Source organism: Pseudomonas sp. NY15463, assembly GCF_048068415.1.
GTDB classification, from domain to species: Bacteria; Pseudomonadota; Gammaproteobacteria; order Pseudomonadales; family Pseudomonadaceae; genus Aquipseudomonas; species Aquipseudomonas mosselii_C.
The window spans coordinates 490,021-512,276 of record NZ_JBLUQD010000004.1 but is presented as its reverse complement, the minus strand read 5'-3'; the positions used below and the strand labels follow the sequence as shown (position 1 = coordinate 512,276).

Here is a 22,256-nt window from a genome sequence, read left to right as displayed (position 1 = left end):
GCTTTAGCCATGCACACCCTCCAGAATCAAGGCGCGGGCCTGTCCAGGCCCCTCGGTGCCGTGTGCGCCGCCCTGGAACGACGCCTGGCGTCCATGGCCGCCGGTTGCCCTCAACCTGGCCACATTACCTCCTGAGGTATTTATGAGTAACAACCTCGACCAGCTCACCGATTGGTTGAAAGAGCACAAGATCACCGAAGTGGAATGCCTGATCAGCGACCTGACCGGCATCACCCGAGGCAAGATCTCGCCGACCAACAAGTTCATCGCCGAAAAAGGCATGCGCCTGCCTGAGAGCGTGTTGCTGCAGACTGTGACCGGCGACTACGTCGATGACGACATCTATTACGAACTGCTCGATCCGGCCGACATCGACATGATCTGCCGCCCCGACGAGAACGCGGTGTTTCTCGTGCCCTGGGCCATCGAGCCGACCGCCCAGGTGATTCACGATACCTACGACAAAAAGGGCAACCCGGTCGAGCTGTCGCCGCGCAACGTGCTTAAGAAAGTGCTCAAGCTCTACGCCGACAAAGGCTGGCAGCCCATCGTCGCACCTGAGATGGAGTTCTACCTGACCAAACGCAGCGAAGACCCGGATTTCCCGCTGCAACCGCCAGTAGGCCGCTCCGGTCGCCCGGAAACTGGCCGGCAGTCGTTCTCCATCGAGGCGGCCAACGAATTCGACCCGCTGTTCGAAGATGTCTACGACTGGTGCGAGCTGCAACAGCTGGACCTCGACACGCTGATTCACGAAGACGGCACCGCGCAGATGGAGATCAACTTCCGTCATGGCGACGCGCTGCACCTGGCCGACCAGATCCTGGTGTTCAAGCGCACCATGCGCGAGGCTGCGCTCAAGCACAACGTAGCGGCCACCTTCATGGCCAAGCCGATGACCGGTGAGCCAGGCAGCGCGATGCACCTGCACCAGAGCGTGGTGGATGCTGTCACCGGCAAGAACATCTTCTCCAACCCTGATGGCAGCATGAGCGAGCTGTTCCTCAACCACATCGGTGGCCTGCAGAAGTTCATCCCCGAGGCCTTGCCGCTGTTCGCCCCGAACGTCAACTCGTTCCGCCGCTTCCTGCCCGACACCTCGGCGCCGGTGAACGTGGAGTGGGGCGAGGAGAACCGCACCGTCGGCCTGCGCGTGCCGGATGCCGGTCCGCAGAACCGCCGGGTGGAAAACCGCTTGCCGGGTGCCGACGCCAACCCGTACCTGGCCATCGCCGCGAGCCTGTTGTGCGGCTACATCGGCATGGTTGAAGGCATCGAGGCCAGCGCTCCGGTGCAGGGGCGTGGTTACGAGCGACGCAACCTGCGCCTGCCGCTGACCATCGAGGATGCCCTGGAGCGCATGGAGAACAGCCGTGCGCTGGTGCAGTACCTGGGCAAGAAGTTCATCACCGGCTACGTCGCCACCAAGCGCGCCGAGCACGAGAACTTCAAGCGCGTCATCAGTTCCTGGGAGCGTGAGTTCCTGCTCTTTGCAGTGTGATCAACCCTGAGGCCGCCTGCGCGCGGCCGCCGGAAAATGGAGAGGCACATGAGCGTCAACAACCCGCAAACCCGCGAATGGCAAGCCCTGAGCGGCGAGCACCACCTGGCACCTTTCAGCGACTACAAGCAGTTGAAGGCCAAGGGTCCGCGCATTATCACCAAGGCGCAGGGTGTGCATTTGTGGGACAGCGAGGGGCACAAGATTCTCGATGGCATGGCCGGTCTGTGGTGCGTGGCAGTGGGCTACGGTCGTGAAGAACTGGTGCAGGCAGCAGAAAAGCAGATGCGCGAGCTGCCGTACTACAACCTGTTCTTCCAGACCGCCCATCCGCCAGCGCTGGAACTGGCCAAGGCGATCACCGAGGTCGCTCCCGAGGGCATGACCCATGTGTTCTTCACCGGCTCCGGCTCCGAAGGCAACGACACCGTGTTGCGTATGGTCCGTCATTATTGGGCGCTTAAAGGCAAGCCGCACAAGCAGACCCTCATCAGCCGGATCAACGGCTACCACGGCTCCACCGTGGCCGGTGCGAGCCTTGGCGGCATGAGTGGCATGCACGAGCAGGGCGGTCTGCCGATTCCGGGCATCGTGCACATCCCGCAGCCGTACTGGTTCGGCGAGGGTGGCAACATGACCCCGGAGGCGTTCGGCGTGTGGGCGGCAGAGCAGTTGGAGCAGAAAATTCTCGAAGTCGGCGAGGACAACGTCGCCGCCTTCATCGCCGAGCCGATCCAGGGCGCCGGTGGTGTGATCATTCCTCCAGAGACTTACTGGCCGAAGGTCAAGGAGATCCTTGCCAAGTACGACATCCTGTTCGTCGCCGACGAGGTGATCTGTGGCTTCGGGCGTACCGGCGAGTGGTTCGGCTCGGACTACTATGACCTCAAGCCCGACCTGATGACCATCGCCAAAGGCCTGACCTCCGGTTACATCCCCATGGGTGGTGTGATCGTGCGCGACAAGGTCGCCCAGGTGCTCAGCGAAGGCGGCGATTTCAATCACGGCTTTACCTACTCCGGCCACCCGGTTGCCGCGGCGGTGGCCCTGGAAAACCTGCGCATCCTGCGCGACGAGAAGATCGTCGAGAACGCCCGCGACGAAGTGGCACCCTACTTGCAAAAACGTCTGCGTGAGCTGCAGGACCACCCGCTGGTGGGCGAGGTGCGCGGCCTGGGCCTGCTGGGTGCGATCGAGCTGGTCAAGGACAAAACCACCCGCAGCCGCTACGAAGGCCAGGGCGTGGGCATGGTGTGCCGCAACTTCTGTTTCGACAACGGCCTGATCATGCGCGCGGTGGGCGACACCATGATCATCGCCCCGCCGCTGGTGATCAGCCATGCCGAGGTGGACGAGTTGGTGGAAAAGGCGCGCAAGTGCCTGGACCTGACCCTCGAAGCGATCCGGTGACGGTCTGCTAGGCTGGCGAGGTGACATTAAGTGCTTTCGGGGCGTTGCGTGTGTTGAAACCGCGCCTTGTAACTTGCCAGACTAACGGCTGTTTCAGTCGCCCAGCGCATGTCACGTGGGACCTGGCTGCTGAACAGATGGCTTGATAATAAATTCTGGAGCATTACGCATGAAGAAAATGGGCAAGACGCTGCTGGCCACCGCTCTGATGGGTGTCATGGCTACCGCTGTTCAGGCTGAAGACAAGGTGTTGAACGTCTACAACTGGTCGGACTACATCGCGCCGGACACCATCGCGAAGTTCGAGAAACAGTCGGGCATCAAGGTCAAGTACGACGTATTCGACAGCAACGAAACCCTCGAAGCCAAGCTGCTGGCCGGCAAGTCTGGTTATGACATCGTGGTGCCGTCCAACAACTTCCTGGCCAAGCAGATCAAGGCAGGTGTCTATCAGGAGCTGGACCGCTCCAAGCTGCCGAACTGGAAGAACCTCGACGAAGACCTGCTCAAGGCCGTCGGCGATGCCAGCGACAAGGGCAACAAGTACGCCTTCCCCTACATGTGGGGCTCGATCGGCATTGGCTACAACCCGGAGAAGGTCAAGGCCGCGCTGGGCGTGGACAAGATCGATTCGTGGGATGTCGTGTTCAAGCCTGAGAACATCGCCAAGCTCAAGAGCTGCGGCGTGAGCTTCCTCGATGCGCCGACCGAAATGCTCCCGGCCGCGCTGCATTACCTGGGCCTGCCGACCGACAGCACCAAGAAAGAAGACCTGAAGGCCGCCGAAGACCTGTTCCTGAAGATTCGTCCGTCGATCACCTACTTCCACTCCTCCAAGTACATCGGCGACCTGGCCAACGGCAACATCTGCGTGGCGGTCGGCTACTCGGGTGACCTGGAGCAGTCCAAGACCCGCGCCCACGAAGCCGGTGACAAGGTCAAGCTGAGCTACGTCATTCCGAAAGAAGGCGCCGGTACCTTCTACGACATGGTCGCTATTCCGAAAGATGCCGAGCACAAAGACGCGGCCTACCAGTTCATGGACTTCCTGATGCAGCCTGAAATCATGGCTGAAATCACCAATGCCGTGCGCTTCCCGAACGGCAACAAGGCCGCGACCCCGTTCGTCGACAAGGACATCACCAGCGACCCAAGCATCTACCCACCTGCCGAGGTGAAGAAACACCTGTACGCGATTGCCGCACCTGAGGCTTCCGTGCAGCGTGTCATTACTCGCAGCTGGACCAAGATCAAGTCGGGCAAGTAAGCCTGATGCGAGGCCCTCTGGGCCGGGGTTTCCCGGCCCAGAGGCTGTGTGAGGCAAATAAGTTTGCGGCATCCACGCCGTGAAGGTAAGTTGCGCGCCGGTTTTGCGTGAGCGACGAGGCTTTTCCGCCCGCAAAGGCACTGATTGTGAGGACCACCCACTTGTCTAACTATTCTCTTCGCAAGGCCTTGATGGCTGGAGCGGGTCTGACGCTGGCTTTCAGCGTCCAAGCGGCGCCCACGGTGCACATCTACAACTGGTCCGACTATGTCGGCCCGAATACCCTGGCCGAATTCCAAAAGGAAACCGGCATCGAACCGAAGTACGACGTCTTCGATAGCAACGAGACGCTGGAAGGCAAACTACTGGCCGGTCGCACCGGCTATGACGTGGTGGTGCCGTCCAACCATTTCCTGGGCAAGCAGATCAAGGCGGGCGCGTTCCAGAAGCTCGACAAGCGTCTGCTGCCCAACTACGCCAATCTCGACCCGGCGCTGATGAAACGCCTGGAAAAGAACGATCCGGGTAACCAGTACGCCGTCCCTTACCTGTGGGGCACCAACGGCATCGGTTACAACGTCGAGAAGGTCAAGGCGGTGCTGGGCACCGACACCATCGACTCCTGGGCGGTGTTGTTCGAGCCTGAGAACATGAAGAAGCTCAGCCAATGCGGCGTCGCCTTCCTCGACTCGGCCGACGAGATGCTCCCGGCAGTGCTCAACTACATGGGCCTTGATCCCAACAGCAGCAACCCCAAGGACTACCAAAAGGCCGAGCAGAAACTGCTGGCCGTGCGCCCGTACGTGACCTACTTCCACTCCTCCAAGTACATCACCGATCTCGCCAACGGCGACATCTGCGTGGCCGCCGGCTTCTCCGGCGACGTGTTCCAGGCCAAGGCCCGTGCTGAAGAAGCCAAGAAGGGCGTGAAGCTGGCCTACGCCATCCCCAAGGAGGGCGGCAACCTCTGGTTCGACGTACTGGCCATCCCGAAGGACGCCAGCAACGTCAAGGAGGCCCACGCCTTCATCAACTATTTGCTGAAACCTGAGGTGATCGCCCAGGTCAGTGATTACGTCGGTTACGCCAACCCGAACCCCAAGGCTGGCGACCTGATGGACCAGGCCGTGAGGACTGACGCCGCGGTTTACCCACCGCAGGAAGTGCTGGACAAGATGTTCGTCAACTCGGAGTTGCCACCTAAGGTGCAGCGTCTGATGACCCGCAGCTGGACCAAGGTCAAGTCGGGTAAATAATTATCCAGACCCGCCGCGATGCCTTGAGTACAGGCCGTGCGGGCACAAAAATCTTGTTGGGAGTTTCACTCATGGCAGTTGCCTCCGGTGCCTATAAAAAAGCCCTCGAGGGTGGCCAGCAACCCAAGCAGGTGCTGGTCAAGATCGACCGGGTCACGAAAAAATTCGACGAAACGGTTGCCGTGGACGATGTGTCCCTGGAAATCCGCAAGGGCGAGATCTTTGCCCTGCTGGGTGGCTCCGGTTCCGGCAAGTCCACTTTGCTGCGCATGCTGGCCGGCTTCGAGCGTCCGACCGAAGGGCGGATCTTCCTCGATGGCGTGGACATCACCGACATGCCGCCCTACGAGCGGCCGATCAACATGATGTTCCAGTCCTACGCCTTGTTCCCGCACATGACCGTGGCGCAGAACATCGCCTTCGGCTTGCAGCAGGACAAGATGCCCAAGGCCGAGATCGATGCCCGCGTCAGCGAGATGCTCAAGCTGGTGCACATGACCCAGTACGCCAAGCGCAAGCCACACCAGCTGTCCGGTGGCCAGCGTCAGCGTGTGGCCCTGGCCCGTTCGCTGGCCAAGCGCCCCAAGCTTCTGCTGCTCGACGAGCCGATGGGCGCGCTGGACAAGAAACTGCGTTCGCAGATGCAGCTGGAGCTGGTTGAGATCATCGAACGTGTGGGCGTGACCTGCGTGATGGTGACCCACGATCAGGAAGAGGCCATGACCATGGCCCAGCGTATCGCCATCATGCACCTGGGCTGGATCGCCCAGATCGGCTCGCCGGTGGATATCTACGAGACCCCCACCAGCCGCCTGGTGTGCGAGTTCATCGGTAACGTCAACCTGTTCGAGGGTGAAGTGGTCGACGACGCCGAGGGCCACGCGATCATTGCCAGCCCGGAACTGGAGCGCAAAATCTACGTCGGCCACGGTATTACCACATCGGTCGAAGACAAGCACATCACCTATGCCCTGCGTCCTGAAAAGCTGCTGGTCACCACCACGCAGCCGGACTTCGAGCACAACTGGTCGCGCGGCCGGGTCCACGACATTGCCTACCTCGGTGGCCATTCGGTGTTCTACGTGGAGCTGCCCAGCGGCAAGATCGTCCAGACGTTCGTTGCCAACGCCGAGCGCCAGGGCGCCCGCCCGACGTGGGACGATGAAGTGTACGTCTGGTGGGAAGACGACAGCGGCGTGGTACTGCGGTCATGAAACTTCGCAAGCTCAAGCGAGCCTTCCAGCGCATTATCCCGCAGGGGCGGCATCTGGTGATCGGCGTGCCGTTCATCTGGTTGTTCCTGTTCTTCATGCTGCCGTTCTTCATCGTACTGAAGATCAGCTTCGCGGAAGCGGACGTGGCGATCCCGCCGTACACCGAGATCTATACCTACCTCGAAGGCAAGATCCAGCTGGTGCTGAACCTGGCCAACTATGGCCTGCTGACCGAAGACGAACTGTATATCTCGGCCTACCTCGGCTCGCTGAAGATGGCGTTCTTCAGCACCTTGATGTGCCTGCTGATCGGCTACCCGATGGCCTACGCCATCGCCAACGCCAAGAAGGAAACCCAGACCGTCCTGCTGTTGCTGATCATGATGCCGACCTGGACCGCGATCCTGATCCGCGTGTACGCCTGGATGGGCATCCTGAGCAACAACGGCCTGCTCAACAGCTTTCTGCTGTGGTTGGGGCTGATCGATCAGCCACTGCAGATCCTCAACACCAACCTGGCGGTGTACATCGGCGTGGTCTATTCGTACCTGCCGTTCATGATCCTGCCGCTTTACGCAAACCTGGTGAAGCACGACCCCAGCTTGCTGGAAGCGGCCTCCGACCTGGGTTCGAGCACCTTCAACAGCTTCTGGAAGATCACCGTGCCCCTGTCGAAGAACGGCATCATCGCTGGCTGCATGCTGGTGTTCATTCCGGTGGTGGGCGAGTTCGTCATTCCTGAGCTGCTCGGCGGCCCGGAAACCCTGATGATCGGTAAAGTGCTGTGGCAGGAGTTCTTCAACAACCGCGACTGGCCGGTAGCATCCGCGCTGGCGGTGGTGATGCTGGCGATCCTGATCGTGCCGATCCTGCTGTTCAACCGCAGCCAGGCCAAAGAAATGGAGGGCAGGGCATGAAACGCTTCAGTTTTTCCAAGCTGATGCTGGTGCTCGGCTTGCTGTTCATCTACCTGCCGATGCTGATCCTGGTGATCTACTCGTTCAACGCCTCGAAACTGGTGACGGTGTGGGGCGGTTGGTCGGTGAAGTGGTACGTCGGGCTGCTCGACAACACCCAACTGATGGGGTCGGTGATGCGCTCGCTGGAGATCGCCTTGTACACGGCGGTCGCCGCCGTGGCACTGGGCACTCTAGCTGCCTTCGTGCTGACCCGGGTGACTCGCTTCAAGGGCCGCACGCTGTTCGGTGGTCTGGTCACTGCACCTTTGGTCATGCCCGAGGTGATCACCGGTCTGTCGCTGTTGCTGCTGTTCGTGGCCATGGCGCAGATGATCGGCTGGCCGCAGGAGCGTGGCATCGTCACCATCTGGATCGCCCACACCACGTTCTGTGCGGCGTATGTGGCCGTTGTAGTATCGGCGCGTCTGCGTGAGCTGGACCTTTCCATCGAGGAAGCGGCGATGGACCTGGGGGCCAAGCCGTGGAAGGTGTTCTTCCTGATCACCATCCCGATGATCGCGCCGTCGCTGGCGGCGGGCGGCATGATGTCGTTCGCCCTGTCGCTGGATGACCTGGTGCTGGCCAGCTTCGTGTCGGGTCCTGGCTCCACCACGCTGCCGATGGAAGTGTTCTCGGCGGTGCGTTTGGGTGTGAAGCCTGAGATCAACGCGGTGGCGAGCCTGATCCTGCTGTCGGTGTCGCTGGTGACCTTCCTGGTTTGGTACTTCAGCCGCCGCGCCGAAGAGCATCGCCGCAAGGCGATCCAGCAAGCCATCGAGGAAGGCGCTGCGGCGAATGCCGGTCAGGCGCAGGCCAAGCGCCCGACGCAGGTGGCTGCGTCAGCCTGACCCGGCCCCTTCGCCGTGGATGGCACCGGCTTTGCCGGTGTTCGCGGGTGAACCCGCTCCCACAGGTGCTGCGCCTGTCTTGAAGGCAGTGCGCGGTCCTGTGGGAGCGGGTTTACCCGCGAAGGCCCCAACACCGCTTCAGAGCCAGATTGCATCCCAGTGCGGGTACTGCCGCACACTGGTCACCAGCCCAGCCCGCAAAGGGTTGGCGACAATGTAGCGCGCTGCTTTCCTGACATCCTCCTCTCGCCGCAAAGCCCGGTCCTGATAACCCGATTGCCATACCGGCTCCAGTTCGAGCCCTGCTTTATGCAAGGCCAGGCTTGAGCGTGACTTGAACCGGCGCATCAGGCTGGCGAGGGTCACCGATTTCAACTCGATGAGCCAATGCAGATGGTCGGGCATCACCACCCAGGCTAGAGAGATACAGGCGTCTTCCTGATCAGACTTGCGCATTTGTTGCACCACCACTCGGGCGTGACGCCAGTTGAGGAACAGTGGTGTGCGTCGATAAGTAACCGTGGTGAGCAAATAGACCCTACCCGGTTCCGAACAGTGTCCACGGCGTAACAGGTGCGATTGGGCAGGCGGCATTCGATCAATCCCTTCTCGAACAACAGACCCCTGAAATGTAGTGGCGGTAGAACAAGGACAGTGCTGCGCATGGTTTCTGAATATGGCAGCAGCTGCTGGCTTCCTCGCGGGCAAGCTGAACAAGCCCGCTCCTACAGCGCATCCCTGTGGGAGCGGGTTTACCCGCGAAGCAGGCGACGCGGTAGATGGCACCGGCTATGCCGGTGTTTGCGGCGAAAGTGCCCGAGAATCAGGCGGACCCCGCCGAGCACCGCCCCACGCTTTCTTGGAACCTGCATCAACGCCGTTTGTCGATCACTGATCTACGCTTTCATCGCGTCCTGTAACCATTCGAAAACCAAGGAGGCGGCATGACGGTATCGCATGCGCCGATGGTCGTGTGCCTGGGGCTGCTTTTGCTGTTGGCAGGCTGTGGAGAGGAAAAGGCCCCGTCAGTGCTGCCCAGGGTACTCGTGCAGCAGGCGCAGCCCACCGACTTTGCTGCGCGGATCACCCTGACCGGCGACATCCAGGCCCGAGTCCAGACCGAACTCTCGTTCCGCGTGGGGGGCAAGATCGTCTCGCGCAGCGTCGATGTGGGCGCCCACGTCAAGGCCAATCAGGTGCTCGCGCGCCTCGACCCGAAAGATCTGCAGAACAACGTCGACTCTGCCAAGGCTGCGGTGTTCGCCGAGCAGGCGCGAGTGACCCAGACCCGTACCGCATTCTGGCGGCAGCAGAAGCTGCTGCCCAAGGGCTACACCAGCCAGAGCGAGTACGACTCGGCTCTGGCCGCCTTGCGTGGCAGCCAGAGCGCCCTCAAGGCGGCCCAGGCGCAACTTGCCAGCGCCAATGAACAGCTGGGCTACACCGCGTTGGTGGCTGAGGCTGATGGCGTGATTACCGCGCGCCAGGCCGAGGTGGGGCAAGTGGTGCAGGCCACCATGCCGATCTTCAGCCTGGCGGTGGATGGCGACCGCGATGCGGTGTTCAACGTCTACGAGTCGTTGCTGTTGGCGCCACCCAGCGATGAAGGCGTGTGGGTGAGCCTGCTGGACAACCCGCAGGTCAAGGCCCAGGGCAAGGTCCGCGAAATCACCCCGACCGTCTCCGCGCAGAGCGGCACGGTGCAGGTTAAGGTGGCCTTGCGCGATGTGCCCCCGCAGATGCAGTTGGGCTCGCCGGTGACCGCCACCGGTAACACCCAGGGACGCCAGAGCGTCGAATTGCCCTGGGCGGCGTTGACCAAGGCGTCGAAAGAACCCGCTGTGTGGGTGGTGGGCGAGGGCGACAAGGTCGAGCTGCGCAAGGTGCGCGTAGGGCGCTACCTCACCGGCAAGGTGGTGATCGCCGACGGCATCCAGAGTGGCGAAACCGTTGTAGTGGCTGGCGGGCAATTGCTGCACCCCGGCATGCAGGTGGAAAAAGTCGCCACCCCAGGTGCAGGAGTCGCGCCATGAAGTATTGGTTGCCGATAGTCGCGGGCCTCTTGGTAGGTTGCAGCGCCGAGGAGGCGCCGCAGGAGCCTGTGCGCCCAGTGCTCTCGACGTTGGTGCAGGCCAAGGTGCAATCGCAGATGGGGCGGTTCGCCGGTACGGTGCAGGCCCGTTACGAAAGCACCTTGGGCTTCCGGGTTTCCGGGCGTATCGCCCGGCGTTGGCTGGATACCGGTGCTTGGGTGAACCCTGGTGATACCCTGGCGACCCTCGACCCCACCGACCAGCAGAACCAGTTGCGCGCCGCCGAGGGTGACCTGGCGCGGGTCCAGGCGCAGTGGATCAATGCCCAGGCCGATGCGCGTCGTCAGCAGCAGCTGTATGACCGTGGCGTCGGCGCGCAGGCGCAATTGGACATCGCTCAGACCAACCTGAAAACCGCCAGCGCTTCGCTGGAGCAAGCGCGTTCTGCGGTCAGTCAGGCCAAGGACCAGCTCGACTACAGCACCTTGCGCAGCGACCACGCAGCGGTTGTCACGGGTTGGCAGGCCGAGGCCGGTCAGACGGTGAGTGCCGGTCAGGCGGTGGTCACCCTGGCTCGTCCGGACGTCAAAGAGGCGGTGATCGACCTGCCCATCCGGGTGGCCGAGCAGTTGGACGCGAACCTGGTATTCAGCGTGGCTTCGCAGTTGGATCCGAGCATCGTCACCCGCGCAACGCTGCGCGAGCTGGAACCGCAGGCGGACGCCACGACCCGCACCCGGCGTGCGCGCCTGACCTTGGCCAGCACCCCGGACGCTTTCCACCTTGGCACCGCCATCAGTGTTAGCGTGAGCCATGCCGTCAGTCCGCGCAGCGAGCTGCCGGCGACCGCGTTGTTCGAGCGTGACGGCAAACCCCAGGTATGGGTGGTGGACCCGCAGCGAAACACCGTCGCCCTGCGCGACGTCAGCCTGTTGCAGCGTAGCGATCAGCGCATCGTAATCGGGGCCGGCGTGCAGGCGGGCGAGCGCGTCGTGACAGCAGGTGTGAACAGTCTCAAACCCGGCCAGCAGGTCAAGGTCGTCGAGGATACACAATGAAAGGACGCTTCAACCTTTCCGACTGGGCCCTGCGCCATCAGTCCTTCGTCTGGTACCTGATGTTCGTCGGCCTGCTCATGGGCGTGTTTTCGTATTTCAACCTGGGCCGTGAGGAAGACCCGGCGTTCACCATCAAGACCATGGTCATCCAGACCCGCTGGCCGGGCGCGACCCAAGACGAAACTCTCAACCAGGTCACTGACCGCATCGAGAAAAGGCTCGAAGAGCTGGACTCGCTCGATTACGTCAAGAGCTACACACGGCCTGGCGAGTCCACGGTATTTGTTTTCCTGCGTGACACCACCAAAGCCCGCGACATCCCGCAGATCTGGTACCAGGTGCGCAAGAAGATCGACGACATCCGTGGCCAGTTCCCAAAAGGCCTACAGGGCCCGGCGTTCAACGACGAGTTCGGTGATGTGTTCGGTTCGATCTACGCCTTCACTGCCGATGGCCTGACCTTGCGCCAGTTGCGCGACTATGTGGAGCTGGCCCGCGCCGAGGTACGCGAAGTGCCCAATATCGGCAAGATCGAGATGGTCGGCACCCAGGACGAGGTGCTGTATCTGAATTTCTCCACGCGTAAGCTGGCCGCGCTGGGTATCGACCAGCGCCAGGTGATGCAGGCGTTGCAGGCCCAGAACGCAGTGACCCCGGCAGGGGTCATCGAGGCTGGGCCGGAGCGAATTTCGGTGCGTACCACCGGGCAATTCGCCTCGGAAAAAGACCTGCAGAACGTCAACCTGCGGATCAATGAGCGTTTCTATCGCCTGGCCGATATCGCCGTCATCGAACGCGGTTACGCCGATCCACCCGCGCCGATGTTCCGCTTCAACGGCCAGCCTGCCATCGGTCTGGCCATCGGCATGAAGGCCGGCGGCAACATCCAGGCATTCGGCGCTGCGCTGAAACAGCAGATGGACCGGGTGATCAACGACCTGCCGGTGGGTGTGGGGGTGCACACGGTATCCGACCAGGCGGTGGTGGTCGAGGAGGCCGTCGGCGGGTTCACCCGTGCACTGTTCGAGGCGGTGGTGATCGTCCTGGTGGTGAGCTTCATCAGCCTGGGCATTCGTGCCGGCTTGGTGGTGGCATGTTCCATCCCGCTGGTGCTGGCGATGGTTTTCGTGTTCATGGAGTACAGCGGCATCACCATGCAGCGTATCTCGCTCGGGGCGTTGATCATCGCCCTCGGCCTGCTGGTGGACGATGCGATGATCACCGTCGAGGTCATGGTCACGCGCCTGGAGATGGGCGAAACCAAAGCGCAGGCGGCCACCTTCGCCTACACCTCCACGGCGTTCCCGATGCTCACTGGCACACTGGTCACCGTGGCCGGCTTCGTGCCTATCGGTCTGAATGCGAGTTCTGCCGGCGAGTACACCTTCACGCTGTTCGCGGTGATTGCGGTGGCGCTGCTGGTGTCGTGGGGGGTGGCGGTGTTCTTCGCCCCGGTGCTTGGGGTGCACATGCTCAGCGCCAGCAAGGTCAAGACCCACGAGGCCAAGCCAGGGCGCGTGGCGCGTAGCTTCGAAGGCGGCCTGCTGTGGTGCATGCGCCACCGCTGGCTGACCATCGGCGGTACGGTGCTGCTGTTCGCGCTGTCGATCTTCAGCATGCGTTTCGTGCAGAACCAGTTCTTTCCCGCCTCCGACCGCCCGGAAATCTTGCTGGACCTCAACCTGCCGCAGAACGCCTCGATAGCAGAAACCCGCAAGGTGGTCGACCGACTCGAAGCCAAGCTCAAGGACGACCCCGACCTGGTGCACTGGAGCACCTACATCGGCCAGGGCGCGATCCGCTTCTACCTGCCCCTCGACCAGCAACTGCAAAACCCGTACTACGCCCAGTTGGTGATCGTCAGCAAAGGCCTGGAACAGCGTCAAGCCTTGATCGGGCGCTTGCAGAAACTGCTGCGCGAGGAGTTTGTCGGCATCGGCACCAACGTGCAAACGCTGGAAATGGGCCCGCCAGTGGGCCGGCCGATCCAGTACCGGGTCAGCGGCAAGGATATCGACCAGGTGCGCAAGCACGCCCTCGAGTTGGCTACGCTGCTCGATGGCAACCCGCACATCGGTGAGATGATCTACGACTGGAACGAGCCGGGTAAGGTGCTGCGGGTCGAAATCGCCCAGGACAAGGCGCGCCAGTTGGGGCTGTCGTCCGAGGATGTGGCTAACGTGATGAACAGCATCGTCAGCGGTGTGCCGATCACCCAGGTCAACGATGACATCTACCTGATCGATGTGGTCGCACGCGCCGACGACAGCGAGCGCGGCTCGCCCGATACCCTACGGAACCTGCAGATCGTCAGCCCCAGCGGCACCTCGATCCCGCTGCTGGCGTTCGCCACCGTGCGCTACGAGCTGGAGCAGCCGCTGGTGTGGCGCCGCGACCGCAAACCGACCATCACCCTCAAGGCTTCGGTGAATGGCGACGTCCAGCCGACCGACTTGGTCGCGCAGCTCAAGCCGGAGATCGACGCATTCGCCGCCAAACTGCCCGCTGGTTACGAGGTGGCCACGGGTGGCACGGTAGAAGAGAGCGGCAAGGCCCAAGGCCCGATTGCGCAGGTGATCCCGCTGATGCTGTTCCTGATGGCGACCTTCCTGATGATCCAGCTGCATAGCGTGCAGAAGCTGTTCCTGGTCATCAGCGTGGCGCCGCTGGGCTTGATCGGCGTGGTGCTGGCATTGGTGCCGACGGGTACGCCAATGGGTTTCGTGGCGATTCTCGGTATCCTCGCGCTGGTTGGGATCATCATCCGTAACTCGGTGATTCTGGTGACCCAGATCGACGCGTTCGAGGCCCAGGGCTACTCGCCTTGGGATGCGGTGGTGGAGGCCACCAACCACAGGCGCCGTCCGATTTTGTTGACGGCGGCGGCCGCCAGCCTCGGGATGATTCCCATCGCCCGGGAAGTGTTCTGGGGGCCTATGGCCTATGCGATGATCGGCGGGATCATCAGTGCGACGCTGCTCACGCTGTTGTTCCTGCCGGCGCTGTATGTGGCCTGGTACAGGATTCGTGAACCGCAATCCTGAAGCCCATCATCGGCCCTGTGGGAACGGGTGAACCCGCTCCCACAGGCGCAGCGCCAGCTTTTTAAAATTGGTTATATAAACATTCTTAAACAGTATTTTTAAGAATATCCGCGCCTCATTACTATGGCTTCCAAGCCAGGCGCAAATCCCCTTCGAACCTCTGCCCGGCACCCCTTACTCACAGGAGAACGAGCATGAGCGCATCGCTGCGTAGCATCGACGGTCAGGACGAAGCCACCATTCTGCGTGAGATCCAAAGCGCCCTGCGCGACCTGCGTTTCGGCGCCGTGGAGATCACCGTGCACAACGCCCAGGTGGTGCAGATCGAGCGCAAGGAGAAGTTCCGCCTGCAACAGCCCGGCAACAAATCCGGCTGAGACCGCATTACCCACAAATTAGAAAAATGCCAATCGGGAGCTTCACCATGTCCATCCGCCGTTATGCGCTCGCCGCCCTGGCCAGTGCCGTTTTTGCCGGTTCCGCCCTCGCCAAGGACTACGAACTGCTGAACGTGTCCTACGACCCGACCCGCGAGCTGTACCAGCAGTACAACGCCGAGTTCATCAAGCACTGGCAGCAGGCCCACCCAGGCGACACGGTGAAGATCCAGCAATCCCACGGTGGTTCGGGCAAGCAGGGCCGCGCGGTCATCGACGGCCTGCGCGCTGACGTGGTGACCCTGGCCCTAGCCGGTGACATCGACGAAATCGCCAAGCTCGGCAAGACCCTGCCGGAAAACTGGCAGACCCGTCTGCCGGACGCCAGCACCCCGTACACCTCGACCATCGTGTTCCTGGTGCGCAAGGGCAACCCGAAAGGTATCAAGGACTGGGGCGACCTGATCAAGAAAGACGTCTCGGTCATCACGCCTAACCCGAAAACCTCCGGCGGCGCCCGCTGGAACTTCCTCGCCGCCTGGGCCTACGGCCTGAAGGCTGGCGGTAGCGAAGCCAAAGCCAAGGAGTATGTGCAGGAGCTGTTCAAGCACGTACCGGTGCTCGATACCGGCGCCCGTGGCTCGACCATCACCTTCGTCAACAACGGCCAGGGCGATGTGCTACTGGCCTGGGAAAACGAAGCCTTCCTGGCGCTGAAGGAAGACGGCGGCGCCGACAAGTTCGACATCGTCGTGCCTTCGCTGTCGATCCTGGCCGAGCCGCCAGTGGCCGTGGTGGACAAAAACGCCGAGAAGAAGGGTAATACCGAGATCGCCACCGAGTACCTCAAGCACCTGTACAGCCCGGCTGGCCAGAAGATCGCCGCAGAGAACTTCTACCGTCCGCGTGACGCGAAAGTCGCCGCTGAGTTTGGCAAGCAGTTCCCGAAACTCGACCTAGTGACCATCGACAAGGACTTCGGTGGCTGGAAGACTGCGCAGCCTAAGTTCTTCAACGATGGCGGTGTGTTCGACCAGATTTACCAGGCGCAGTGATCGGCCATGAAAACAGCGGGGGCCGCGCTGCGGCCCTTTCGCGACACAAGGCCGCGCCTACAGAAAAGCACGATCCCCTGTAGGAGCGGCCTTGTGTCGCGATGGGCTGCAAAGCAGCTCCAGGATTTCAGAAGCTAGCACCAGCCCGGGATCGTTTCCGGGCTTCGTGCGTTCAACCAGGGACCTTTATGTCACGTCGTATTTCCCCCGTCATACCCGGCTTCGGGCTGACACTGGGCTACACCTTGGTGTACCTCAGTCTGATCGTGCTGATACCGCTGGCCGCCATGTTCGTGCATGCCGCACAGCTGACCTGGGAGCAGTTCTGGAACATCATCAGCGCACCGCGCGTGCTCGCCGCGCTCAAGCTGAGTTTCGGCACCGCCCTGTTCGCTGCCATCATCAACGGAGTGATCGGCACTTTGCTGGCCTGGGTGCTGGTGCGCTACACCTTCCCTGGGCGCAAGATCATCGACGCGATGATCGACCTGCCGTTTGCCCTGCCGACTGCCGTTGCGGGCATCGCCCTGACCGCGCTGTACGCGCCCTCGGGCTGGGTCGGCCAGTTCGCCACCGACCTTGGCTTCAAGATTGCCTACACCCCGCTTGGCATCACCCTGGCGCTGACCTTCGTCACCCTGCCGTTCGTGGTGCGTACGGTGCAGCCGGTATTGGCCGACATCCCGCGTGAAGTCGAAGAGGCCGCCGCCTGCCTGGGCGCCAAGCCGTTGCAGGTGTTCCGCCACGTGTTGGCCCCGGCGCTGCTGCCGGCCTGGCTGACTGGCTTCGCCCTGGCGTTCGCGCGCGGCGTTGGCGAGTACGGTTCGGTGATCTTCATCGCCGGCAACATGCCGATGAAGACCGAGATCCTGCCGCTGCTGATCATGGTCAAGCTCGACCAGTACGACTACACCGGCGCCACTGCCATCGGCGTGCTGATGCTGGTGGTTTCCTTCATCCTGCTGCTGCTGATCAACCTGCTTCAGCGGCGCATCGAAACCCCTTGAAGGAGGCTTGGTCATGTCTTCGACTTCCCTAGGCGCATCCGCTGCCGCCAACGCTGCCCGACGCGGCAGCGCCACCTCGCGCCGGGTGCTGATTACCCTGGGCTGGATCGTTTTCGCGTTGTTCCTGCTGCTGCCGCTGGTGATCGTGGTATCCCAGGCGCTGAAGAACGGCTTCGGCACGTTCTTCGAGGCGATCTTCGAGGCCGATGCTTTGTCGGCGCTCAAGCTCACCTTGCTCGCGGTGGTGATCTCGGTGCCGCTGAACCTGGTGTTCGGCGTGTCCGCCGCCTGGTGCGTGAGCAAGTACAACTTCCGTGGCAAGAGCGTGCTGGTAACCCTGATCGACCTGCCGTTCTCGGTATCGCCGGTGATCGCCGGCCTGGTCTACGTGCTGATGTTCGGCGCGCAAGGCCTGTTCGGCCCGTGGCTGCAGGATCACGACATCCAGATCGTCTTTGCCCTGCCGGGCATCGTCCTGGCGACCATTTTCGTCACTGTGCCGTTCGTCGCTCGTGAGCTGATCCCGCTGATGCAGGAACAGGGCACGCAAGAGGAAGAAGCCGCGCGCCTGCTCGGTGCCAACGGCTGGCAGATGTTTTGGCACGTGACCCTGCCGAACATCAAGTGGGGCCTGATCTACGGCGTGGTGCTTTGCACCGCCCGGGCCATGGGCGAGTTCGGCGCGGTGTCGGTGGTGTCCGGGCATATTCGTGGCGTCACCAACACCTTGCCGCTGCACGTGGAGATCCTCTACAACGAGTACAACCACGTCGCGGCCTTCAGCGTGGCCAGCCTGCTGCTGATCCTGGCGCTCTTCATCCTGCTGCTCAAGCAGTGGAGCGAGAACCGTATTAACCGCCTGCGCCACAGCGCCGCGGAGGAATGATTCATGTCGATCGAAGTTCGTAACGTCAGCAAGCGCTTCAACAGCTTCCAGGCCCTGGACAACATCAACCTGGATATCAACAGCGGCGAGCTGGTGGCCCTGCTCGGCCCGTCCGGCTGCGGCAAGACCACGTTGCTGCGCATCATCGCCGGCCTGGAAACCCCGGACGACGGCAACATCGTGTTCCACGGCGAGGATGTGTCTGGCCACGACGTGCGTGATCGCAACGTTGGTTTCGTGTTCCAGCACTATGCGTTGTTCCGGCACATGAGCGTGTTCGACAACGTCGCCTTCGGCCTGCGCATGAAGCCCAAGGGTGAGCGTCCTAGCGAAAGCAAGATCGCCGAGAAAGTCCATGAGCTGCTGAACATGGTGCAGCTCGACTGGCTGTCCGACCGCTATCCCGAGCAGCTGTCCGGTGGCCAGCGCCAGCGTATCGCCCTGGCCCGTGCCCTGGCGGTCGAACCCAAGGTGTTGCTGCTCGACGAGCCGTTCGGTGCGCTGGACGCCAAGGTGCGCAAGGAGCTGCGCCGCTGGCTGGCGCGGCTGCACGAGGACATCAACCTGACCTCGGTGTTCGTGACCCACGACCAGGAAGAGGCCATGGAAGTGGCCGACCGTATCGTGGTGATGAACAAGGGTGTGATCGAGCAGATCGGCTCGCCCGGCGAGGTGTACGAGCAGCCGGCCAACGATTTCGTCTACCACTTCCTGGGCGATTCCAACCGCCTGGCCTTGAGCGAAGGCCATCACGTGCTGTTCCGCCCGCACGAGGTCTCGCTGTCGCGGCATGAGACTGAAGGTCACCATGCCGCCGAGGTGCGCGATATCCGTCCGCTGGGGGCCACCACTCGGGTCACGCTGAAGGTCGAAGGGCAGAGCGAGCTGATCGAGGCCGAGGTGGTCAAGGATCACGACAGCCTGAGCGGGCTGGCGCGCGGCGAGACGTTGTTCTTCCGACCGAAGGTCTGGCAGAAGGTGGCGGATATCTAAGCGATCCCAGCGCACTGAAAAACCGGGACTGCGCCTAATGCCCGTCAGTTAAGCCTTTGTTGCAGTAATTGGGGCCGCTGCGCGTCCCTTGCGCGGCACAAGGCCGCTCCTACACGACCGTACAAGCCGGCACTACCCGGGCTTACGCGGACATTGTAGGAGCGGCCTTGTGCCGCGAAAGGGTCGCAAAGCGGCCCCCATTGGCTTAACTGACGGGCATTAGGGACAGTGCCCGGTTTTTTATTATCTGATGCCTTTGGCGAATATTTCATATGCCTTAAAGGCATCGAGCACTCAGCACCTTCGCTGCAACCCACGCACGCTGCGGGCTGGAGGCTAATGGTACAATTTAATATTCCAAATAAGCCTAATATTAACTTTAAAAGTTACTTTTAGAGATAAGCCTCAAACCCCGAAGATTCAGCCACACACCTGAATCCAGCCCATAGGGAGTTTGAGCAAATGGGTAATGTCCAGACGGCCGTCAGGGCCTTTGAGCAACCATGGCACCCGGCAGCGGGTGATCTGGTCGAGCTCGGACGCACGCTGCGCCTGCCGCTTGGTCAGTTGCGCCTGCAGCGCACTCCAGCCAGTGGGCTCAAGCGCCGCGACACGCTGGTTCTGGGCCTGCTGGTGCTGGCCTTGCACGGCGCCGCGGCTTACTGGATCAGCCAGGCCCCCACGCCCGCGCTGCCAATCGTGCCGCCACAGATTCCGCCGATGACCATCGAGTTCGCCGCACCTGCGCCACCGGTGGTCGAGCCGCCGCCACCCGCACCCGCGCCGCCCGTGGTCGAGCCACCCCCGCCGGTGGTCGATGAGCTGGCCGCCAAGCCCAAACCCAAGCCCAAGCCAGCGCCGAAACCGGTGGCCAAGCCTAAGCCAGAACCTGCGCCCGCGCCCAAGCCCGTCGAGGCTCCGCCTCCGGCTCCCGTGGCCGCCCCGGCACCGCCCGCGCCACCTGCGCCAGCCCCGGTAACGCCGCCTTCGGCGAATGCCGCCTACCTGAAGAACCCGGCGCCGGAGTATCCGCAGATGGCCCAGCGGCGTGGCTGGGAAGGCACCGTGCTGTTGCGCGTGGAGGTGTTGCCCAGCGGTAAGCCGGGGCAGATCCAGATTCAGAAAAGCAGTGGCCGCGATGCCCTGGACGCCGCTGCGCTGGCCGCCGTCAAGCGCTGGAGCTTCGTGCCGGCCAAGCAGGGCGACGTGGCCCAAGCGGGCTGGGTCAGCGTACCGATCGATTTCAAGTTGCGTTAATGCGCCACCGAACCTAGGAAGGACTACATCATGAGCCTGTTGGCATCCCCACTCGAATCCGTTGAAAGCGCCGTCATCTGGTTGTTGGTCGGCTTCTCTGTCGTTACCTGGGCGCTGGCCCTGATCAAGGTCGTGCAGTTCGTGCGGCTGAAGCATCAGGACAAGCGCTTCCACCAGCAGTTCTGGGCCGCTTCGAGCCTCGACGCTGCCGCCGAGCTGAGCCACGCGCAGCCCGGCCCCGCCGCCCGTGTGGCACAGGCCGGCTACGCCGCCATCGCCGTGGGCGAGCTGGGCCAGGCCAGTGACCTGAGCCACGCGATCAACCATCAGGACCGCCTGGAGCGTGCCCTGCGCCAGCAGATCGTGCGCGAGCGCCGTTCGCTGGAAACCGGCCTGGCGGTGGTCGCCAGTATCGGCAGCACCTCGCCCTTCATCGGCCTGTTCGGCACGGTATGGGGCATCATGGAGGCGCTTAAGGGGATCAGCGCGGCAGGCTCGGCCAGCCTGGAAACCGTGGCCGGCCCCATCGGCGCGGCGCTGGTGGCTACCGGTGTGGGTATTGCTGTCGCGGTGCCGGCGGTGCTGGTCTACAACTACTTCCTGCGCCGCCTCAAGCTTACCGCCGCCGACCTGGACGACTTCGCCCATGACTTCTACAGCCTGGCGCAGAAGAGTGCCTTCCGTGTGTTGCTGCACCCTACCGCCCAGCGCCAGCAAGCTGGTTTCACCCAGCCAGTGAAGGAGGCCTCCTGACATGGCCTTCTCGACCCAGGACAGCGATGAAGTGTTGAGTGAAATCAACGTCACCCCGCTGGTGGACGTCATGCTGGTGCTGCTGGTGGTGTTCATCGTCACCGCGCCCCTGCTGACCAATGCCATCCCCATCAACCTGCCCAAGACCGAGGCCGTGGCTCCGGTGGAGCAGAAGGACCCGTTGGTGGTGAGCATCGATGGCAGCGGCAAGCTGTTCATCAACAAGGACGAGATCCAGCCCGACCTGCTGGAGACCAACCTCAAGGCCGCCAAGGACAAGGACGCCGAGCTGCGTGTGCAGTTGCAGGCCGACGATGGCGTGAATTACGGCGAAGTGGCCCGGGCCATGGCGGCCATCGAACGTGCCGGGATCAGCAAGCTGGCGGTGATAACCGCGCGCTGATCGGCGACATCCTCTTCAGGCAAGTGCTTATGGGCCATTTTCCTTGGCAGGGGATGGTCCTTTTTTTTAGCTGCAAGCTTGAAGCGGCAAGCGACAAGTAAAAAGCGCTCTCCTTTTGCTGTTTATAGGCCGTCGCCCTTGACCCCAGTTTGCAAACCAGCGCCGTAGCGCTTTCACTTCTAGGTTGTCGCTTAAAACTTAGAGATATTAACAAATATCTTCTTATTCCTTTACGAATATAACTGCCTCCCTATACTTGCACCTCAAGCACGCAAACTTCTGGAGGCGTCCCCATGCGCAATGAGTCGATTCGTTACCTGATTGTGCCGGGCTGGCAAGGATCGCCAGACAACCATTGGCAGAGTCACTGGCAGCGCAGCCTGCCCAACAGCGCCCGGGTCGAGCAGCACGACTGGCTCACCCCACAGCGGCGCGACTGGGTGCAGGCACTGGAGCAGGCGATTGTCGCCGAGCCCTCGCCGGTGATTCTGATCGCTCATAGCCTGGGCTGTATCACCGTCGCTCACTGGGCCTCCCAGGCCAGCCCGAATCTGCTGCGCCGGGTGCGCGGCGCACTGCTGGTGGCTCCGGCCGACGTCGAGCGCCCGGCCTGTGCGCCGGCGCTGCGCAACTTCGCGCCAATCCCGATGCAAGCGTTGCCGTTCCCCAGCCAAGTGGTCAGCTCCGACAACGACCCAGCCGTCAGTGTGCCGCGTGCGCTGCACCTGGCTCGCGCCTGGGGCGCGGAGGCGGGGCTGCTGGCCAATGCTGGACATATCAACGTCAAGTCTGGCCATGAGCGTTGGGAGCAGGGCTTCGCCTACCTGTTCCGCCTACAGGCCCGAGTTGACCAGCGCGCGCTGCGCCGCGCCTGAGCCTGCGGTTTTCCATCGTCTTGTCTTGATCCCCGGTCGCTGCTGACCGGGGCGGGAGTA

At 62.4% G+C, this 22,256-nt stretch carries 20 protein-coding genes; 19 read left to right on the top strand and 1 reads right to left on the bottom strand.

Annotated elements, in window-relative coordinates:
* Positions 1-142 precede the first annotated feature (142 nt).
* From ACNFIC_RS13045 to ACNFIC_RS13015, 7 genes are all read left to right on the top strand, one after another.
* A complete protein-coding gene (locus ACNFIC_RS13045) occupies positions 143-1,501 on the top strand; it encodes a glutamine synthetase family protein (protein WP_138221534.1) in 1,359 nt (452 codons plus the stop codon).
* A 48-nt stretch (positions 1,502-1,549) separates the two neighbouring features.
* Positions 1,550-2,911 (top strand): aspartate aminotransferase family protein, encoded by a 1,362-nt coding sequence (locus ACNFIC_RS13040; protein ID WP_138221535.1) that lies wholly within the window; start codon positions 1,550-1,552, stop codon positions 2,909-2,911.
* A gap of 169 nt (positions 2,912-3,080) precedes the next feature.
* Entirely contained in the window at positions 3,081-4,178 is a 1,098-nt protein-coding gene (locus ACNFIC_RS13035; protein ID WP_138221536.1) for a polyamine ABC transporter substrate-binding protein, read from the top strand.
* A 191-nt stretch (positions 4,179-4,369) separates the two neighbouring features.
* Positions 4,370-5,434 (top strand): polyamine ABC transporter substrate-binding protein, encoded by a 1,065-nt coding sequence (locus tag ACNFIC_RS13030; RefSeq protein WP_138221543.1) that lies wholly within the window; start codon positions 4,370-4,372, stop codon positions 5,432-5,434.
* 71 nt (positions 5,435-5,505) lie between these two features.
* Positions 5,506-6,648 (top strand): polyamine ABC transporter ATP-binding protein, encoded by a 1,143-nt coding sequence (gene potA, locus ACNFIC_RS13025; protein WP_138221537.1) that lies wholly within the window; start codon positions 5,506-5,508, stop codon positions 6,646-6,648.
* A 35-nt stretch (positions 6,649-6,683) separates the two neighbouring features.
* On the top strand, positions 6,684-7,565 hold the full coding sequence (locus tag ACNFIC_RS13020) for an ABC transporter permease subunit (RefSeq protein WP_171031012.1): 882 nt from the start codon (positions 6,684-6,686) through the stop codon (positions 7,563-7,565).
* Positions 7,562-8,455, top strand: a complete 894-nt coding sequence (locus ACNFIC_RS13015) for an ABC transporter permease subunit (protein ID WP_138221539.1) — start codon at positions 7,562-7,564, stop codon at positions 8,453-8,455. Before ACNFIC_RS13020 ends, ACNFIC_RS13015 begins: the two co-directional genes overlap by 4 nt.
* Before the next feature lie 138 nt (positions 8,456-8,593).
* Here ACNFIC_RS13015 and ACNFIC_RS13010 read toward each other — a convergent pair whose 3' ends face one another.
* Entirely contained in the window at positions 8,594-9,049 is a 456-nt protein-coding gene (locus ACNFIC_RS13010; protein ID WP_416781150.1) for an REP-associated tyrosine transposase, read from the bottom strand.
* A 350-nt stretch (positions 9,050-9,399) separates the two neighbouring features.
* Here ACNFIC_RS13010 and ACNFIC_RS13005 point away from each other — a divergent pair, with 350 nt between their 5' ends.
* The 12 genes from ACNFIC_RS13005 (at position 9,400) to ACNFIC_RS12950 (ending at position 22,196) form a co-directional block, all read left to right on the top strand.
* Complete coding sequence (locus tag ACNFIC_RS13005) at positions 9,400-10,488, top strand: efflux RND transporter periplasmic adaptor subunit (protein WP_138221791.1); 1,089 nt, start codon at positions 9,400-9,402, stop codon at positions 10,486-10,488.
* Positions 10,485-11,546, top strand: a complete 1,062-nt coding sequence (locus ACNFIC_RS13000) for an efflux RND transporter periplasmic adaptor subunit (RefSeq protein ID WP_416781149.1) — start codon at positions 10,485-10,487, stop codon at positions 11,544-11,546. Before ACNFIC_RS13005 ends, ACNFIC_RS13000 begins: the two co-directional genes overlap by 4 nt.
* On the top strand, positions 11,543-14,590 hold the full coding sequence (locus tag ACNFIC_RS12995; protein WP_416781148.1) for an efflux RND transporter permease subunit: 3,048 nt from the start codon (positions 11,543-11,545) through the stop codon (positions 14,588-14,590). The genes ACNFIC_RS13000 and ACNFIC_RS12995 overlap by 4 nt, the downstream gene beginning before the upstream one ends.
* Before the next feature lie 194 nt (positions 14,591-14,784).
* Positions 14,785-14,967 (top strand): sulfur starvation response protein OscA, encoded by a 183-nt coding sequence (gene oscA / locus ACNFIC_RS12990; protein ID WP_016489716.1) that lies wholly within the window; start codon positions 14,785-14,787, stop codon positions 14,965-14,967.
* 47 nt (positions 14,968-15,014) lie between these two features.
* Positions 15,015-16,022, top strand: a complete 1,008-nt coding sequence (locus ACNFIC_RS12985; protein ID WP_138221788.1) for a sulfate ABC transporter substrate-binding protein — start codon at positions 15,015-15,017, stop codon at positions 16,020-16,022.
* Between the two features lie 188 nt (positions 16,023-16,210).
* Positions 16,211-17,029, top strand: coding sequence for a sulfate ABC transporter permease subunit CysT (cysT, locus tag ACNFIC_RS12980; RefSeq protein ID WP_138221787.1), 819 nt, complete (start codon positions 16,211-16,213; stop codon positions 17,027-17,029).
* A 13-nt stretch (positions 17,030-17,042) separates the two neighbouring features.
* Positions 17,043-17,915: a sulfate ABC transporter permease subunit CysW gene (gene cysW, locus ACNFIC_RS12975; protein ID WP_416781147.1), complete on the top strand. Its 873-nt coding sequence runs from the start codon at positions 17,043-17,045 to the stop codon at positions 17,913-17,915.
* A 3-nt stretch (positions 17,916-17,918) separates the two neighbouring features.
* Positions 17,919-18,908: a sulfate/molybdate ABC transporter ATP-binding protein gene (locus ACNFIC_RS12970; protein ID WP_138221785.1), complete on the top strand. Its 990-nt coding sequence runs from the start codon at positions 17,919-17,921 to the stop codon at positions 18,906-18,908.
* Positions 18,909-19,370: 462 nt separating this feature from the next.
* On the top strand, positions 19,371-20,165 hold the full coding sequence (locus ACNFIC_RS12965; RefSeq protein WP_138221784.1) for an energy transducer TonB: 795 nt from the start codon (positions 19,371-19,373) through the stop codon (positions 20,163-20,165).
* A 30-nt stretch (positions 20,166-20,195) separates the two neighbouring features.
* A complete protein-coding gene (locus ACNFIC_RS12960; protein ID WP_138221783.1) occupies positions 20,196-20,918 on the top strand; it encodes a MotA/TolQ/ExbB proton channel family protein in 723 nt (240 codons plus the stop codon).
* Between the two features lies 1 nt (position 20,919).
* Positions 20,920-21,321, top strand: a complete 402-nt coding sequence (locus ACNFIC_RS12955; protein WP_028688526.1) for an ExbD/TolR family protein — start codon at positions 20,920-20,922, stop codon at positions 21,319-21,321.
* A 293-nt stretch (positions 21,322-21,614) separates the two neighbouring features.
* Complete coding sequence (locus tag ACNFIC_RS12950; protein ID WP_416781146.1) at positions 21,615-22,196, top strand: alpha/beta hydrolase; 582 nt, start codon at positions 21,615-21,617, stop codon at positions 22,194-22,196.
* Positions 22,197-22,256 lie beyond the last annotated feature (60 nt).

Coding starts and splice junctions, on each gene's coding strand:
- ACNFIC_RS13015 (WP_138221539.1), top strand. CDS start 7,562: ATGAAACGCTTCAGTTTTTCCAAGCTGATGCTGGTGCTCGGCTTGCTG.
- ACNFIC_RS13040 (WP_138221535.1), top strand. CDS start 1,550: ATGAGCGTCAACAACCCGCAAACCCGCGAATGGCAAGCCCTGAGCGGC.
- cysT (WP_138221787.1), top strand. CDS start 16,211: ATGTCACGTCGTATTTCCCCCGTCATACCCGGCTTCGGGCTGACACTG.
- ACNFIC_RS13030 (WP_138221543.1), top strand. CDS start 4,370: ATGGCTGGAGCGGGTCTGACGCTGGCTTTCAGCGTCCAAGCGGCGCCC.
- oscA (WP_016489716.1), top strand. CDS start 14,785: ATGAGCGCATCGCTGCGTAGCATCGACGGTCAGGACGAAGCCACCATT.
- ACNFIC_RS12970 (WP_138221785.1), top strand. CDS start 17,919: ATGTCGATCGAAGTTCGTAACGTCAGCAAGCGCTTCAACAGCTTCCAG.
- ACNFIC_RS12960 (WP_138221783.1), top strand. CDS start 20,196: ATGAGCCTGTTGGCATCCCCACTCGAATCCGTTGAAAGCGCCGTCATC.
- ACNFIC_RS12985 (WP_138221788.1), top strand. CDS start 15,015: ATGTCCATCCGCCGTTATGCGCTCGCCGCCCTGGCCAGTGCCGTTTTT.
- potA (WP_138221537.1), top strand. CDS start 5,506: ATGGCAGTTGCCTCCGGTGCCTATAAAAAAGCCCTCGAGGGTGGCCAG.
- ACNFIC_RS12995 (WP_416781148.1), top strand. CDS start 11,543: ATGAAAGGACGCTTCAACCTTTCCGACTGGGCCCTGCGCCATCAGTCC.
- ACNFIC_RS12955 (WP_028688526.1), top strand. CDS start 20,920: ATGGCCTTCTCGACCCAGGACAGCGATGAAGTGTTGAGTGAAATCAAC.
- ACNFIC_RS13010 (WP_416781150.1), bottom strand. CDS start 9,049: ATGCCGCCTGCCCAATCGCACCTGTTACGCCGTGGACACTGTTCGGAA.
- ACNFIC_RS13005 (WP_138221791.1), top strand. CDS start 9,400: ATGACGGTATCGCATGCGCCGATGGTCGTGTGCCTGGGGCTGCTTTTG.
- ACNFIC_RS12965 (WP_138221784.1), top strand. CDS start 19,371: ATGGGTAATGTCCAGACGGCCGTCAGGGCCTTTGAGCAACCATGGCAC.
- ACNFIC_RS13045 (WP_138221534.1), top strand. CDS start 143: ATGAGTAACAACCTCGACCAGCTCACCGATTGGTTGAAAGAGCACAAG.
- ACNFIC_RS13035 (WP_138221536.1), top strand. CDS start 3,081: ATGAAGAAAATGGGCAAGACGCTGCTGGCCACCGCTCTGATGGGTGTC.
- ACNFIC_RS12950 (WP_416781146.1), top strand. CDS start 21,615: ATGCGCAATGAGTCGATTCGTTACCTGATTGTGCCGGGCTGGCAAGGA.
- ACNFIC_RS13000 (WP_416781149.1), top strand. CDS start 10,485: ATGAAGTATTGGTTGCCGATAGTCGCGGGCCTCTTGGTAGGTTGCAGC.
- cysW (WP_416781147.1), top strand. CDS start 17,043: ATGTCTTCGACTTCCCTAGGCGCATCCGCTGCCGCCAACGCTGCCCGA.